14 protein-coding genes are annotated in these 14,650 nt (G+C 62.3%); 3 read left to right on the top strand and 11 right to left on the bottom strand.

All coding sequences use genetic code 11. From position 1 onward, the window contains the following. Positions 1 to 484 precede the first annotated feature (484 nt). The 5 genes from AC0IX4_RS03735 to AC0IX4_RS03715 form a co-directional block, all read right to left on the bottom strand. The gene (locus AC0IX4_RS03735) at positions 485 to 1,957 is read right to left on the bottom strand and encodes an NAD-dependent succinate-semialdehyde dehydrogenase (RefSeq protein ID WP_471828102.1); all 1,473 of its coding nucleotides are present in this window, start codon (positions 1,955 to 1,957) and stop codon (positions 485 to 487) included. Between the two features lie 137 nt (positions 1,958 to 2,094). Next, positions 2,095 to 2,793: a CoA transferase gene (locus tag AC0IX4_RS03730; RefSeq protein ID WP_471828101.1), complete on the bottom strand. Its 699-nt coding sequence runs from the start codon at positions 2,791 to 2,793 to the stop codon at positions 2,095 to 2,097. A gap of 559 nt (positions 2,794 to 3,352) precedes the next feature. After that, positions 3,353 to 4,165 (bottom strand): mycofactocin-coupled SDR family oxidoreductase, encoded by an 813-nt coding sequence (locus AC0IX4_RS03725; protein WP_471828100.1) that lies wholly within the window; start codon positions 4,163 to 4,165, stop codon positions 3,353 to 3,355. A 39-nt stretch (positions 4,166 to 4,204) separates the two neighbouring features. After that, positions 4,205 to 5,683: an aldehyde dehydrogenase family protein gene (locus AC0IX4_RS03720; protein ID WP_471828099.1), complete on the bottom strand. Its 1,479-nt coding sequence runs from the start codon at positions 5,681 to 5,683 to the stop codon at positions 4,205 to 4,207. Positions 5,684 to 5,847: 164 nt separating this feature from the next. Then, positions 5,848 to 7,077 carry a CaiB/BaiF CoA transferase family protein gene (locus AC0IX4_RS03715; protein WP_471828098.1) on the bottom strand — a complete coding sequence of 410 codons (1,230 nt, stop codon included), beginning with the start codon at positions 7,075 to 7,077 and terminating at the stop codon, positions 5,848 to 5,850. A gap of 68 nt (positions 7,078 to 7,145) precedes the next feature. On the opposite strand from AC0IX4_RS03715, the gene AC0IX4_RS03710 reads away from it, so the two are divergent. Both AC0IX4_RS03710 and AC0IX4_RS03705 read left to right on the top strand, forming a co-directional pair. Then, positions 7,146 to 7,865 carry an FAS1-like dehydratase domain-containing protein gene (locus AC0IX4_RS03710; protein ID WP_471828097.1) on the top strand — a complete coding sequence of 240 codons (720 nt, stop codon included), beginning with the start codon at positions 7,146 to 7,148 and terminating at the stop codon, positions 7,863 to 7,865. Positions 7,866 to 7,879: 14 nt separating this feature from the next. Then, positions 7,880 to 8,299 (top strand): hotdog family protein, encoded by a 420-nt coding sequence (locus AC0IX4_RS03705; RefSeq protein WP_471828096.1) that lies wholly within the window; start codon positions 7,880 to 7,882, stop codon positions 8,297 to 8,299. A gap of 51 nt (positions 8,300 to 8,350) precedes the next feature. Here AC0IX4_RS03705 and AC0IX4_RS03700 read toward each other — a convergent pair whose 3' ends face one another. Then, a complete protein-coding gene (locus AC0IX4_RS03700; protein WP_471828095.1) occupies positions 8,351 to 9,004 on the bottom strand; it encodes a TetR/AcrR family transcriptional regulator in 654 nt (217 codons plus the stop codon). 278 nt (positions 9,005 to 9,282) lie between these two features. Here AC0IX4_RS03700 and AC0IX4_RS03695 point away from each other — a divergent pair, with 278 nt between their 5' ends. Then, the gene (locus AC0IX4_RS03695) at positions 9,283 to 10,032 is read left to right on the top strand and encodes an SDR family NAD(P)-dependent oxidoreductase (RefSeq protein WP_471828340.1); all 750 of its coding nucleotides are present in this window, start codon (positions 9,283 to 9,285) and stop codon (positions 10,030 to 10,032) included. Positions 10,033 to 10,045: 13 nt separating this feature from the next. On the opposite strand, the gene AC0IX4_RS03690 is transcribed toward AC0IX4_RS03695, so the two are convergent. The 5 genes from AC0IX4_RS03690 to AC0IX4_RS03670 form a co-directional block, all read right to left on the bottom strand. Then, positions 10,046 to 10,270 (bottom strand): DUF3263 domain-containing protein, encoded by a 225-nt coding sequence (locus AC0IX4_RS03690; RefSeq protein ID WP_471828339.1) that lies wholly within the window; start codon positions 10,268 to 10,270, stop codon positions 10,046 to 10,048. Between the two features lie 144 nt (positions 10,271 to 10,414). After that, complete coding sequence (locus AC0IX4_RS03685) at positions 10,415 to 11,197, bottom strand: NAD(P)-dependent oxidoreductase (RefSeq protein ID WP_471828094.1); 783 nt, start codon at positions 11,195 to 11,197, stop codon at positions 10,415 to 10,417. Between the two features lie 103 nt (positions 11,198 to 11,300). Beyond that, positions 11,301 to 12,191: an NAD(P)-dependent oxidoreductase gene (locus AC0IX4_RS03680; RefSeq protein WP_471828093.1), complete on the bottom strand. Its 891-nt coding sequence runs from the start codon at positions 12,189 to 12,191 to the stop codon at positions 11,301 to 11,303. A 122-nt stretch (positions 12,192 to 12,313) separates the two neighbouring features. Then, complete coding sequence (locus tag AC0IX4_RS03675; RefSeq protein ID WP_471828092.1) at positions 12,314 to 13,045, bottom strand: TetR/AcrR family transcriptional regulator; 732 nt, start codon at positions 13,043 to 13,045, stop codon at positions 12,314 to 12,316. A gap of 161 nt (positions 13,046 to 13,206) precedes the next feature. Then, positions 13,207 to 14,622 carry a carboxyl transferase domain-containing protein gene (locus AC0IX4_RS03670; protein ID WP_471828091.1) on the bottom strand — a complete coding sequence of 472 codons (1,416 nt, stop codon included), beginning with the start codon at positions 14,620 to 14,622 and terminating at the stop codon, positions 13,207 to 13,209. Positions 14,623 to 14,650 lie beyond the last annotated feature (28 nt).

Raw genomic sequence — 14,650 nt, 5'->3', positions numbered from 1 at the left:
CCGGTGTCGAGGCGAGGCAGACACCCCAAGTGTGGATCCGATTTCGGCCAAGCGGCCCGCATACATCACTGCGACTCGATCGGTGCGGCCTGCGACGACCGCGAGATCGTGACTTATGAGCATCATCGAGGAGCTACCGACCCGGGCGCGAAGCTGAGCAGAACCACCACTGCGACCGTCACCAGAAAGACGACCAGCAGGCTTCTACCGACGCGGTTGAAAACTGTGAGAACCATGTCTCGACCTTCCTCGCGCGCGCCGAACGGCACGAGACGCAGGGCTGATCCGGGCCGATGGGCAACCGAAGTTTGTAACACATCACTTCTATCGGTCGACGTGTCGTGCATCATTCAACGCCATGTCATTGCGGTTCACAATGGAACCGTGCGAACAGACCGAATATTCGTTTCGCCTCGCGCAATGAAAACGGCCCCCCAGCAGATACTTTCACTGTTGGGGGGCCGAAAACAGGGAGAGTTGGCGCTCAGACGCTGATCCCGATCAGCTTTGTGTCCAGGTACTCGCCGATGCCGTCGGCGGCACCCTCGCGGCCGAGACCACTCTCTTTGACACCGCCGAAGGGGGCGGCAGCCGACGTCGGATTGATGTCGTTCACGCCGACCATGCCGAAACGCAGCTTTTCGGACACCCGGATGGCTCGCGAAAGGTCACGAGTATAGACATAGGACGCCAAACCGTAGTCCGTGTCGTTCGCCATGCGGATGACTTCGGCTTCGTCGTCGAACACGGTCACCGACGCTACGGGCCCGAAGGTCTCCTCCCGGTAGATCAGCATGTCCGAGTCGACGTCGGCAAGGACCGTAGGCGGGTAGAAGTTGCCCTTGTCGTACGGAGCCTCGGTCAGCTTCTGTCCACCGGTCAACACCCGTGCGCCGCGTGCAACTGCGTCGTCGACCTGATTCTGCATACGCTCCATCGACGGTTCGTCGATGAGTGGGCCCACGCCACTGGCTGGGTCGAGACCGTTGCCTGCTTGCAGTTTCGACGACCTCGCGACCAGGGTCTCGAGGAACGTATCCGCGATCGATCGGTGCACGAAAATCCGGTTGGGGCTGATACATGCCTGGCCGGTATTGAGAAACTTGACCAGGGCAGCACCCTTGGCCGCGTGTACGGGATCGGCATCCTCGAAAACGATGAAGGGTGCATGTCCGCCCAACTCGAGAGACACCCGCTTGACGGTCGAAGCGGCCTCGCGGGCAAGCAATTTACCGACCTCGGTCGATCCGGTGAACGTAATCTTGCGAACGACCTTGCTTGCCAGCACCTCGTCACTGAAGAAGCGGGGGTTCTTGGTCGTGACCATGTTTACCACACCGGACGGCACGCCCGCCTGCTCGAAGATCCGCATCATGGCGATAGCGGTGAGGGGGGTTTGTTTGGCCGGCTTGAGAAGAACGGTCGCACCTGCGGCCAGAGCCGGACCGACCTTTCTGGTGATCATCGAGATAGGGTAGTTCCACGGCGTTATCGCGGCGACCACTCCCACAGGCTGGCGCACTACGACGAAGCGCTGATCAGCGCGCGCCGACGGAATGGTGGACCCGTACACACGCTTCGCCTCTTCGGCGAACCAGATGAGGAAGTCCGCCGCGTACTTCACCTCGGTCCTTGCGGCTTTGAGTGGCTTGCCTTGCTCCATCGTCATCAGAGTTGCGAGATCGTCAGCCTGCTCCAGCATCAACCGGTGAGCCTCGAGCAAGACAGCTGCGCGCTCGTACGCCGTACGCGAAGCCCAGTCCTCGAATGCACCGTCCGCTGCGGAGATGGCATCTCGGACGTCCTGCGCCTCGCCGGCGGAGACCTCCGCCAGGATTTCTCCGGTCGCGGGATTGTTGACGCTGAACGTTTCTCCGGAGGCAGCCGATCGCCACTTTCCGTCGATGAACAGCGAGCTGCTCGCTTCAGACGGATCTTCGAAGAGCGGTAGCGACATTGGAGCACTCCCAATCGAGTAGTACAGCCGGAACTCTGAGCCGGCAGCAATGGTGTTCGACCTCTATGGTCGCCACCACAGCATAGCGCCTGGAAACTTTACCTTCAACAAAATGAACGAACATTCACCAATGTCCTTCAGATGTCGAACCCCAGAGCGGACAACACGCGTTGGGTGCTCGACCCGAAGTCCGGAGCGTCGCCTGCCGCACCGCGACGACGCCGATCTACCGCCTCATCACTCCGTAGGGATTGCTGTTGTCCGCCCGGCTCTCCCGACAGCGTCGAGGACACCACTGCCGTCATCGACACGTCCCACACTCGGCCGCCGACCTCGTTCTGCGGGTCCATTGCGCACACCGCGGCGTACATGCCGGTCAAAGGATCGGCTATCGCGTCTCCGGCAAACATCGGGGACCCGTCGTAGTCGTGTCCGATCAATCCCGCGCCGGCCGCAACATCGTCGCCGAATCCGACCCGATTGGAGGCGCGGCCGTCGGCAGTGATCGAAACCCACGTACATCCCCCGGCGGCGAAGTGTTCTGCATCGAGTCCGAACCGCTGGAGAGCGCGGGGGCGCGACGCCTCGACGACGACGTCGGCCGATGCGACCAGGGCACGAAGTGCCTCGCGTTCCGAGGATCTCGTGGGATCCAACACCACCGACTCGTGTCCTGCGTGCAGAAGTTCGTAGAACCCGGCATCACCTCGACGCGCGCCGTCCGGACGTTGTGGTGTCTCGACCTTGATGATGCGCGCTCCGGCCGAACCCAGCAGATGTGCGCACAGCGGCCCAGCCCACAGAGCACTGAAGTCGACGACGGTAGCTCCTACCATCGAACGCGGGCGACCGGGGACAGGCAGCAGTGGCACTCCCCGGCTCTGCACGCACCGCCCAGCAATCCCCAAGAGATCCATACGGGCGTCGATTTCCTCTGGACCGCGCGTCGAGAGCCAATCCGCGACCGGGAGCCACGGCTCGTCGGACAACGGCTTCGATATCAATGCCCCGAGGAGAGCCGCATCGTCCGCACGCACGCACGACACCGCGGCCCAACCATTCGCAGTCGGCAGTAATCTGGACCCCCGACCGACCGATTCTTTTCCGCGGCGGTTCCAACCGGTGTACAGCACACGCTCCGTCAGCAATTGGCGCCCGTCCACCTCGCTGCCGAGCGGGAAATCTTCGGAAACGAACCGGGCCCAGTCTCGCGCAACCGTCGCAGCGGACCCGACCGGGACAACTGCGGGACCGGCCGGGCGTCCCGTCAGACCAGGTACCCCGCTGGCGATCCAATCATCCTGAACGGCAGGGGTGTTCACGCCCCCAGGATACGATTGCCCGCCAACGGAGACCCAGTCGAGTCTGCCCATCGTGTCTCGCTCGATCGCGTGCTCAGAAGTACTGAGCGCCGCCGTCGATCGTGACGTGCTCAGCGCTCATGAACTTGGATTCGTCCGAAGCCAGGAACGCCACGACGTTGGCGATCTCGTCCGGTTCGGCCGCCCATTGCTGCAGCATCGGAGTGTTCATGGTCGCCAACCGAGGATACGACCCCGCGGTCTCGGCAATGCGATCTTGCATCGAGCCCGAACCCATGGGGGTGATGACAGCACCCGGGTGGACGCTGTTGACCCGAATACTGTGTTGGCCCAGCTCGGCAGCGAAAGCACGTGTCATTCCGGTGACCGCGTGCTTGCTCGTCGTGTAGGGCACCATGAACGGCTGCATCTTCTTACCAGCCGACGAGCTGATCAGGATGATGGATCCGCCGCCCCGCTCGACCAGATGGGGAGCGGCAGCCATCACCGTGTTCCATACGCCGGTCACATTGATGTCCATCGTGTCCTGGAACGTCGTCGACGTGGTTTCGCTCCACACGACAGGCACGCAGATACCTGCATTTGCCACGACGATGTCGAGACCACCGAAACGCGTCACACCTTCGGCGCACAGCTGCTTCAGTGTGTCGAGATTCCGCACGTCGCCTTGCACCAGATGACACCGACGGCCTTCTGCTTCGACGAGACGCGCGGTCTCGGCCAGGTCGTCGAGCGTCGCCGAATCGTATGGCACGCCTGGCAGTGTGCCTGCCAAGTCGACGCCGACGATGTCGGCTCCTTCTTTGGCGAGGCGCACTGCATGCGCACGCCCTTGGCCGCGAGCAACGCCGGTGATGAACGCTACTCGGTTGTCCAATCTTGCCATCGTGTGTTCCCTTCTTGCCGGTGCTGGGAGAATTCGAACTCAGACCGGCTGCGACGGATGCGGCACGGCAATCGTTTTGAGCTCGAGGAAGTCGTCGAGCCCCTCGGTGCCCCATTCACGGCCGAGTCCACTCTGCTTATACCCCCCGAACGGGGAGTTCGTGTCGAACCACAACCCACCGTTGACGCTGACGGTTCCGGTACGTAGACGACTCGCGACCTTCAGCGCCCGATCCGTGTCATTGCTGTAAACCGCGCCGGACAAGCCGTAGATGGAATTGTTCGACAGGCGCACCGCGTCGTCCTCGTCGTCGAACGCAAGGATCGCCAGGAGCGGGCCGAAGACTTCTTCCTGAGCGATCGGCGAATTTTCATCGATGCCCGCCACCAACGTCGGCTCGACCCAGAAGCCCTTGGTGCCTTCATCGGGACGATTTCCGCCGAGCACGAGGGCGCCCGACTCCCGAGCGATGTCGTAATAGCGAAGCACGGATTCGTGCTGCCGCTTGTTCGCCACGGGACCCATGATGTTGTTCGGGTCGGTCGGATCGCCCCAAGGAATCACTTCCATCGTCGCCTTGGCGATCGCAACGGCTTCGTCGAATCGACTTCGAGGAACGAGAAGTCGAGTCAACGACGCGCATCCCTGGCCGGCGTGGTAACAGAGTCCACCGGCAATCTGGGGCACGATTGCTTGGAAATCTGCGTCCTCCAGCAGGATCGCGGCCGATTTCCCACCGAGCTCGAGGGTGACACGCTTGACCGTCGGCGCGGCCGCGGCCATAACCCGCCGCCCCGTCGCAGTCGACCCCGTGAACGTGACTGCGTCGACGTCGGCGTGCGAGGTCAGCAGCGACGCCACTTCGTTGTCGCTCGGTGTGACCACGTTGAACACCCCGGGCGGAATGTCGGTGTGGGCATGGGCGATCTCGCCGAGGGCCAGCGCACTGTACGGCGTGTCCGGTGCAGGCTTGAGGACCACAGTGCATCCCGCAGCCAGAGCCGCTGCCACCTTGCAGATATTGAGGTAGAGCGGAACGTTCCACGGAGTGATGGCCGCGACGACGCCTGCCGCCTCCTTGCGTACATACCGGCGCGTCGGTGGCAGCTCGCCGACTTTGTCGGGCAGTTCGTGCTCGAACTCGTACTTTTCCAGGAGGTCCACGTAGTGGGCGATGTACCCGATGCAATCGTCGAGTTGAATACCGCGAGTCGCGTAGACCGGGGCGCCCGCTTCCGCCACGATCATCGGTCGCAACAGTTCGGCGTTCTTCTCGAGTCCTGCCTGAAGCTGCTGAAGGCATCGGCGGCGAAACGCGTGATCCGTCGCCCACGTCGTCGTGTCGAACGCCCGACGCGCCGCGTGTATTGCCTGCTCGACGTCATCGGCGGTGGCGTTCGGAACCGTCCCGATCACGGATTCGTCGGCAGGGTTGATGTTGTCGAACAGGGTACCGTTCGAGGCCGGCACGAGTGCACCGTCGATCAGCATGAGGTATTCAGGTTTCATTTGAGCCATCCTGGTTATGTGTTTCCGTTGTGAGCACGAGCTAGAGCAATGCGACTGTCCTGCCACCGGAAGTGCACCGACCCGACGTTGTTGCAGCTATTGCGGTTTCGTTAGCTTGCGATTCTGGTTCCCCACGTTGCCCATACCTGTGTGGTCGCGCGGGACGCTCGCGACTAGGTGACTGCGCCGGCGAGCTTCAACTCGATGATTCGATCGTCGTCGGCGCCGATTTCCTTCAGGATCGCATCGGTGTGCTCCGCGAACTGAGGTGCGCGCCCGGGTGCGGCCGGTGTCTCGTCGAACTGAACCGGAGAAGTGATCAACTCTCGACTGACTCCGTTGACGTCCGTCACGGTTGCTACATATCCGTTGGCCCGTAACTGGGCGTCGTTACCTGCCTCCAGCGCGTTCTGCACCGGAGCCCAGGGGCCTTCCATCGTGGCGAACTGCTCGGTCCAGTAAGCGAGCGTCTTCGTGGCGATCTCCGCCGCGACGATCACAACCGCTTCCTCGTAGTTGCGCATGAGCTTCTCAGTCGTGTCGAACGACGGGTGCGTGATGAGGTCTTCACGGTTCAGGTGCGTGACGAAATCGGCCCAGTAGCGTCCAGGCTGCAGCATGCACAGGTTGAGATATCGACCGTCGGAGGTCACGTAGTTACCCATGGTCGGATTGCCCGGGGCACCGGGACCTGTTGCCGGATCACGACCCTCCAGCACATTCCCGCTGTTGAGCGCCACGTCGATCGCCAGCGCGTTCGCCCAGGCACCACTGGCCAACAGCGACACGTCCACGATCGACGGCTCTCCTGTCTGCGCCCGAGCGAACAGCGCCGCGGCGATGCCGCCTGCGATGTTCATGCCTCCGATGGTGTCGCCGTACGCGGGGCCCGGCTGCGACACCACGCCGCCCGCGCCTGGATGCGTCACTCCCATGGCGCTGCCACCGCGGCACCAGAACGACGGTTGGTCGTATCCACCCTTCGTGGCCTCGGGACCGCGCGCCCCCAACGCGCTTCCCCGGACATAGATGATGTTCGGGTTCACCGCGCGAATGTGCTCGACGTCGATCTTCAGCCGCGTCCGCGCGTCAGGCAGGAAGTTCGTGACGAAGACATCACTGTTTCGAACGATTTCGTACAGGACCTCGAGCGCCTCCGGGTTCTCCAAGGCCAGCCCGATTCCGCGCTTGCTGCGGTTCGGGTGCTCCATCAGTGGCGCAAAACCGTTGATGGATTCGGTTCCCCCGAGGTTCCCGAGACCGCGCTGCGCATCTCCGTGGACTGCGTGCTCGACCTTGATGACGTCCGCACCCCAGTCTGCGAGAACGGCGCCGGCGACGGGGACGTAGGTGAACTGGGCGACCTCTACCACTCGCACACCGCTCATAGGCCTAGCTGGCATTGTCTGCTCCTTCGAGTCGCGTATGACGCAATCCACCTCGCCGTGAGATGTGCGTCACTGAAACGTACGTGGTTTCAGTCAAACGCACAATAGTTCGTTCGACTGAACGTTCGTTCAACCTTCTCAAGCGGCGCACCCGACGTTCGATCTCCGGCGTCACCTTCGACGACTACGCTGAACTGACGTTCATAAATATGATCTCCCCACCAAGGATTGTGATAGTACTGATGGCGATCACACACGCTGCTGACATGACGCGGCCGGCCCGGTTCGGATCGCAGTCGAGGAGAAAAATGACAGATGGAATCATCACGGACGCGATGCGATCCGTTGTCGGGCGCACGTTCGACAGTTCCACGAGTTTTCCGGTCAGCGACTCGGACATCCGCCGGTGGGCGATAGCCGTCTACTACCCAGACGCCCCGCCTGCACAGTTCTGGAGATCGTCGACGCAGGTAGCGATCACGGCGCCACAGGACTTCAATCCCTTCGCGTGGATGACAGCGTCCGGACCCGCGGACGCAGCGGAATACGACCCGAATGCGCCGTTCAAGACACTCGGAGTCGATGGACCATCGCTCGGACATCAGGTCAACGGCGGACTCGAAGTCGAGTACGGTGTTCCGATCCGAGCAGGAGATGTCATCACCTCTGAGACGGCGATCTCTGAATTGACCGAACGCAAGGGTCGGCTCGGCGCAATGTTGTTCACGACCACCGAAGATGTCTGGACGAACCAGCGCATGGACCGAGTCCGTGTTCAGCGTATGACGATCATCCGATATTGAAACGAGGCCGCTCCATGTTCACCGAAACATTCACGGTCGCCGTCGGCGACACTCTCCCGCCGTTTGTCCGGACGACCGGCCTGGCCAACTGGAATCGGTTTGCCGCGGTCAACGATGAGTTCGTCGACATTCACATGGACGACGATGCCGGGCGCGCGGCGGGTTTCGATTCCGCGTTCGGCATGGGGAACTTACTATGGTCGTACTTGCACTGCTTGCTTCGCGACTGGGCCGGAGAGAACGGCCGAATCGACCGCTTGCAGTGCCAATTTCGAAGTCCTAACACCAAGGGCATGACGATCACCGCCCACGGCACGGTCACATCGGTAGTCACCGTGCCGGACGGTAGTCGGGTCGAGTTGGACGTATGGATCGAAGACCATAACGGTACGAAACTGACGCCGGGAACGGCGACTGTCACCGTCGCGCCTTGACGTCACCGTCGGGTTCCGAACTTCCGACCCGGCGCATCCCGTATCACCCGTTCAATCCAAATCCTGATGACTCGGATGGGAATTCGGTCGTGTCGAGAACGTGTCCTGAACGAATGACAGAAACTCCTCCGTGTCGGACGGTTCGTCACTGCCGGACATCCGACCCATCGTGGTCACGACGATGAACGACGTGACGAGTGCGAAGTACAGTCGTGCGAGGCTGGAGGGAGAACCAGGCCTGAGTTCTCCGCTCGATTGGCCCTTCTTGAAAACGTCGACGAGGAACTTCTGGTTCCGCTGGCCGTGGTGGATCCACGCGTCAGGGATGACGCCACCAGGCGACCGTGTGATGCGCGTCACTTCAGCGGTGAGAGAGCCCCACGCGGGGTGTTCGTCCGCGTGCTGAATCCAGATCGCGGCCAGCTTCACCAGCCGCTCGTCGGCTGGAACGGACTCAGGAACCATCATCTGCAAGGCCTCGACGCCGATGCTGCGCCGCATCAGAACCTGTTCGTACAGTTCATCTTTGCTCTCGAAAAAACTGTAGATGGAACCGACGGAGAACTCGCAGGCAGCCGCCACATCCTTGAGACCCGTCTGGTAATAGCCGCGTTCGGCGAACAGACCCTCGGCCGTGTCGAGAATCTGTTCGCGGGACAGTTCGATCCGCTGCTGGCGTCGCGTCTCCCGCGGGCTCGTCTTCACGGGAGACTTCTTCCCCGCCGCACCCCCCGACGCAACTGCGGCCTTTCGCCGCCGAACCGGCGTACTCGAACCTTCCGTGGCCATCCAGGCCCCTCCCCATCCTCGCGCTGACTAGTCCACCTCGGACGGCCGCCAGCTGATTCGAACTATTGTTCTGTGCGTTGAACCCATTGTAAAGCGCGACACCACCGCCACCGTTCCGCCAGCGGCTGAACAGCCCGAAGTACTTCGATCCGCGAACACGAGCGCGGGGGCACTCAGGAAAGGAACACACCGTGATGCTCGAACGCAGAATTGCGCTGGTGACCGGATCCGGCCGCGGCGTCGGAGCCGAGATCGCACGCACACTGGCGCTCGCCGGCGCCGCGGTCGTCATCAATGATGTAGACGAGACGCGGGCCGAGGAGGCTCGCGAATCGGTCGAACGCATCGGTGGGCGGGCCGTCACTGCAGTGGCGGACGTCACCGACAGGTCAGCCGTCGTCGACATGGTGTCGCGAATCAGTCGCACTGTAGGCAGTGTGGACATCCTCGTGAACAACGCAGGACTTCCGGCTTCGGGACTCACTTTGTCCAGGTTCTCGGACTCGGATCCAGAGGGCTGGACCGACGTCTTGACAATCAACATAGATGGGGTCCTGAACTGCTGCCATGCAGTGATCGGCGGGATGACCGAGCGGGGATGGGGTCGGATCATCACCATCTCGTCGGACTCCGGCAGGAACGGTGAAGCTCGAATGGCGGTTTACGCTGCGTCGAAGGCAGCTGGGATAGGTTTTACAAAATCGCTGGCCAAAGAGCTCGGTCCTGATGGCATTACCTGCAACACAATCTCGTTGGGGACAATTCAACCACCCGGGACAATGAGCACGGACGAGCAGTTCGTTCGGCAAATCCGTCGCTACCCCGTAGGCCGCCTGGGCACGCCGACAGATGTGGCTGCTGCCACACTCTGGCTGGCATCACCGGAGAGCGAATGGATCACCGGGCAGACGATCCCGGTCAACGGCGGCTATACAACGAGCTGACGCTACCCGACTTCTACGCCTCGCCGGGCCTGCCGTTCATGCGACGGTCACACAGCGCCCGGAGCAATCGACGCTTGTCGGCCGGTAAGGAATCACTGCGCTCGAGGAGTCGCGAAAGTCTCTGAAAGAACTTCGCGCTGGAGATTCCGAATTCGACGAAAATGTCGTCCTGGGACCCCCCTCCGTAGTGGACCCAACGTAACGCGAAGTCCAACATCTGACGGCTCTCGTTGTCCATGACGGTCTGTTGTTGTCCAGCACCCACAACATCGACTCCTTTCTTTCTGCGTGCATCCACTGTCGGGCGAATGCGTCGAGGCGCATGATCTTGATCGAACTAATCGGCCACACCTGTGGGAACGCGCGGCACGCCGGGCACGGTTCATCGAGCGAGAAGAGCCCCGAACGAACCCAATTGGACCTCGAGATCAGCAGCGACTCGACGCACGACAGCAATATCCTTGGCCAGGAACTCGTCGACCGTGGAAGCGAACGCACCCGTCGAGCCCGCTCGGACGGCACCATCGAGCGCGGTACTGGCTGCGCTACCCCGCTGTAGACAGCGAAGCAGCGCGACTTCGTCGAGTCCGAGCTCGACGGCCATGCAAGTTGCCGATTCGAGCACAGCAACATTCGCCGCGAAAACCGCATTGTTGACAAGTTTGGTCAGCTGCCCCGAACCCAGCGGGCCGACGTGGATCATGGGGTCCGAATAGTGCCGCAGAATGTCCGCGGCCAGTGTGAAATCGGACTCCGACCCGCCTACGAAAGTCGTGATGGCACCGCGGGCGATGTCGTCGGGTCCACCGCTGACGGGGGCGTCGACCACTGACACCCCACGGGGTGACGCGGCCACTTCGAGTTCTCTGACGACGCACGGACTGCCCGTCGTATGAACGATCAGAATCGACCCCGGCTGCATGGATTCGATCACGCCGTCGTCGATGCACGCCTGCCGAACTTGGTCGTCGCTGTGAACGCAGACGATCACTGCATCGGCCCCGCCGGCGGCGTCGGCGGCCGATCTCACGACGTCGTACGACGTCGTCGGCGTTTCCGGCGCATCCCTTGCTCGTACGAGCACTCGAACTTGCTGACCTGCACCAGCCAAGCGTGACACCATGGTGGAACCCATCCGACCTGCGCCTACGAAGCCGATGACCATGGCAGTTCCTTTCGGTGACACCGTGTGGAGAGACGTGCATCACTCGTACCTACGCTACCACTATGCTGAGTAACAAGTACATTGATTTGAACAATGATTCAATTCAGGGCAGCGTACGGGGGTGCTGCATTTCCGCCAGTGCCGAGTCGACCAGAGACCAGACAGGGCCACGGAGAGCGTCATTGCCTCCCAGCACCTCCACCAGAATTTCCACGTCCTTGAGCAGCAGCGGCCCTGCAGTATCCGACATTGCAGCCAGATCACCAGCCTTGTCGCCGATCACGTCGACGGCGAAGCTTGCACCACTCCCCCGCGCGATGACCTGGCACAAGCTTCGTGGATCGATGCCGAGCGTCGAACCTGCCGACAGGATCCCAGCGGCCGTCGCAAGATTCGCGGTCAGCAACGTGTTGTTCAGGAGTTTCGCGTTCTGGCCTGCGCCCAGTGCGCCCAGATATACAACCGAGTTCGCGAACGCCGCGAAAACGGGTCGGAATCGATCGACGGTCGCTCTGTCCCCCCCGGTCATGACCAACAAGGTTCCCGCTGCCGCGCCCGGCCCACCCCCGCTGACTGGAGCATCGATGACGGTGACCCCGATGCCTGCGGCCACATCGGCCAATCGACGACACGTCTCGGGCCGCACCGTGCTGTGGATGGCGATCGCCCCTCCCGCCGCCATGCCGGCGAGAACGCCGTCCTCGCCGAGCACAACGGACTCGAGACCAGCGTCGTCCACGACGCAGATACAGATGAGGTCGCTGACACGTCCGAGGTCCGCAGGGGACGACACACAGTCGACGCCCAGATCCCCGAATGGCTCGACGGAAGCTCGTCGTCGCGCGTACAGCGTTGTCTCGAAGCCGGACTCGATTATCTTGCGCGCCATCGGACCGCCCTGGCTACCGAGTCCGATGAAGCCGACGCGAGATCGGTGGGAGTCATCGGCCGCGCTGCGAGAGCCGGATACCGCGGTGGTTGTCGCGTCGTTCATGATTCTCCATCCGGATCGGATTGTTTGTCAGGGATATTCGCGCCTGGAGGCGGTTGTACTCTGATTCGATAGTACGTTCGATTCGTGGGATACGTCATGGATCGGTCGGGGAGGTCACCCTGTCACCCGAGGTCGATGTCACCTGAATCGAAGTAGGCGCCCGTGGAAAATGTGTCGCGGACAAACGCGAGAAATTCTCCGGCGTCGTGCGGGGGGTCGGCCTCGTGCATCCTGCCCATCGACGTGACCACGATGAACGACGTGACCAGCGCGAAGTACAGCTGTCCGAGAGTGGAAGCAGACCCGGCGCGAAGCGTCCCTCGATGCTGCCCACTCTTGATGAGGTCCACCAGGAACCTCTGGTTTTGTTGCCCATGATGTATCCACGCCTCCGGTACTGCTGCCCCCGGCGAACGCGTGATCCGAGTTACTTCGGCCGTCAATGCCCCCCATTCGGGGTGCGCCGAGGCGTGATCGATCCATATTCTGGCCAACTCCACCAAACGGACGTCGGCGTCCAGAGTGTCCGGCACCATCACGTTCAAGGTTTCTATCGAGATACTTCGCCGCATCAAAACTTGCTCGTACAGCACGTCTTTGCTCTCGAAGAACGAATAGATGGAACCCACCGAGAATTCACACGCGGCCGCCACGTCTTTCAATCCGGTATCGTAATAGCCACGTTCTGCGAAGAGTCTTTCGGCAGTTTCGAGTATCTGCTCGCGCGCCAACTCGATCCGCTGCCGGCGACGATCTTGGCGGGGGCTTCGTCCGCCTTCGGACTTCGACCCGGAAGACAGAGTCGGACCAGTGGGCCGACGTGTTACTTCGCTGACGCCATCGCCTTGCGTCATCCGGCTCCCCTCTGGTTCGGCGCTCACTCGTCTACGCTCTGCTGCGGCAACGAAGACGCAGTCGAACTCGGTTTCTTGTCGATAGCCCATCGGCTCGGTGCGGCTTGTCGGGGCCACGTTCCGCCGTCGAAGCCGACGTGTACTCGGCAGGAGTTGCCGACCTACCCGGGCGCGTGCAGCCACCTGTGCGAGGCGCTGTCGACTCGCTGATGGCGTTCTCCCGGAACCGCTTCGAGCAATGCTCTGGCAATCCCTGTCCGGGTGTCACGCAGTGCACGCGGCGATATATGCGACGGAAGCACCCCGTCGGCGACACCGAGATCGAGCAACGACCGCGCATCGATCATCAGCGCGCGAGTCGCCTCGGCGGCTCGTGTGCGGTCCCGCCAGAGGATGACTGCCGCTGCTTCCGGCCCGATGACAGAGAAGACGGAGTGTTCCAACATCAAGAACCGATCGACGTGGGCCAGAGCCATCGCGCCGCCGCTGCCTCCTTCGCCGACGCAGAGGGACACACTGCCGGTCGGCAATCGATCGAGTGCACGCAGCGTTCTGGCTATTTCGCGCGCGATGCCCGAAGCCTCGGATCTGGGGGATGGCTCGGCTCCAGGAGTGTCGATCAGTGTCAATACCGGCAACGCCATCCGTGCAGCCAGATCGATCGCGCGTTGAGCCAGGACGAACGCTTCAGGTGTCTGGCGCGCAGATGCGTCGCCGTGAGCGTGGCGATCCATGGCCACGACGACACATCGCACACCGGCGACCGTAGCCAGACCGGCTCGCAGCGACGGATCGGAACCCTTGATCTCGGTCCAACTCTCGGACAGGAGAGCAGCCCACCCCAGCCCAGAGATGGTGTGGGGTGACCGAACATGCGACAGGGACGGAAAGGAGGAGTCGGAAGGCGCTCGAGTACTCGCGGCGGCGTCGACGACACTGCGCGTCACCGGTACGGACAACGGAGTCGACAGCGTACCGAGCGCGGTACGAAGCCAGGTCGAAGCACCGTTCGGCTCGACGACGATATCGACCAGACCCGCAGCAAGGGCAGAGTCGGCCGTGTGTGAGTCGGCCGGAGGCGCGACGCCGGTCATCTCCTCGACAACGCGAGGACCGGCGAATCCGATCGTGGCAGACTGCTCGGCCGCCCGGAAGTCGAGCAACGAGGCCCACGACGCCCACACCCCACCGGTAGTGGGAGACCGAAGCACACCGAGCGACAGCTGACCCGAAGCCGAATGCGCGTCGATCGCAGACACGACCCGGGGCATCTGAATGAGAGACAGCATGCCTTCCTGCATCCGTGCGCCCCCCGTCCGTATTGTCGCGACGACCGGCAAGCGTTCCGCCGCAGCCCGCCGGAAGGCACGCGAGACCCTTTCGCCGACGACCAGCCCCATGCTTCCGCCGAATACGTCGTAGTTGCTCTCGATCAACGCACAAGGCACACCATCGACGTAGCCGACACCAGTTCGCACGGCCTCGCCGTCGTGCAGCTTCCGATCCGATTCGTAATTCGGAAAGTCGAGCGGGTTCCCCGCAGTCAGATCGCGGTCCCACTCGATGTCGAAACTCACGGGTGGACCGTCGACAGCCTCCGAGGTC

The sequence above is a fragment of the Rhodococcus sp. AC861 genome (genome assembly GCF_979256035.1).
Note: the sequence above shows the minus strand (reverse complement) of the source record. Positions and strands in the feature narration are given on the sequence as shown.

Excerpts from the sequence above, each read along its gene's own strand:
- AC0IX4_RS03685 (WP_471828094.1), bottom strand. The coding sequence starts at position 11,197 with ATGGTCATCGGCTTCGTAGGCGCAGGTCGGATGGGTTCCACCATGGTG.
- AC0IX4_RS03725 (WP_471828100.1), bottom strand. The coding sequence starts at position 4,165 with ATGGCAAGATTGGACAACCGAGTAGCGTTCATCACCGGCGTTGCTCGC.
- AC0IX4_RS03680 (WP_471828093.1), bottom strand. The coding sequence starts at position 12,191 with ATGAACGACGCGACAACCACCGCGGTATCCGGCTCTCGCAGCGCGGCC.
- AC0IX4_RS03695 (WP_471828340.1), top strand. The coding sequence starts at position 9,283 with ATGCTCGAACGCAGAATTGCGCTGGTGACCGGATCCGGCCGCGGCGTC.
- AC0IX4_RS03720 (WP_471828099.1), bottom strand. The coding sequence starts at position 5,683 with ATGGCTCAAATGAAACCTGAATACCTCATGCTGATCGACGGTGCACTC.
- AC0IX4_RS03735 (WP_471828102.1), bottom strand. The coding sequence starts at position 1,957 with ATGTCGCTACCGCTCTTCGAAGATCCGTCTGAAGCGAGCAGCTCGCTG.
- AC0IX4_RS03715 (WP_471828098.1), bottom strand. The coding sequence starts at position 7,077 with ATGCCAGCTAGGCCTATGAGCGGTGTGCGAGTGGTAGAGGTCGCCCAG.
- AC0IX4_RS03730 (WP_471828101.1), bottom strand. The coding sequence starts at position 2,793 with ATGGTAGGAGCTACCGTCGTCGACTTCAGTGCTCTGTGGGCTGGGCCG.
- AC0IX4_RS03690 (WP_471828339.1), bottom strand. The coding sequence starts at position 10,270 with ATGGACAACGAGAGCCGTCAGATGTTGGACTTCGCGTTACGTTGGGTC.
- AC0IX4_RS03675 (WP_471828092.1), bottom strand. The coding sequence starts at position 13,045 with ATGACGCAAGGCGATGGCGTCAGCGAAGTAACACGTCGGCCCACTGGT.
- AC0IX4_RS03705 (WP_471828096.1), top strand. The coding sequence starts at position 7,880 with ATGTTCACCGAAACATTCACGGTCGCCGTCGGCGACACTCTCCCGCCG.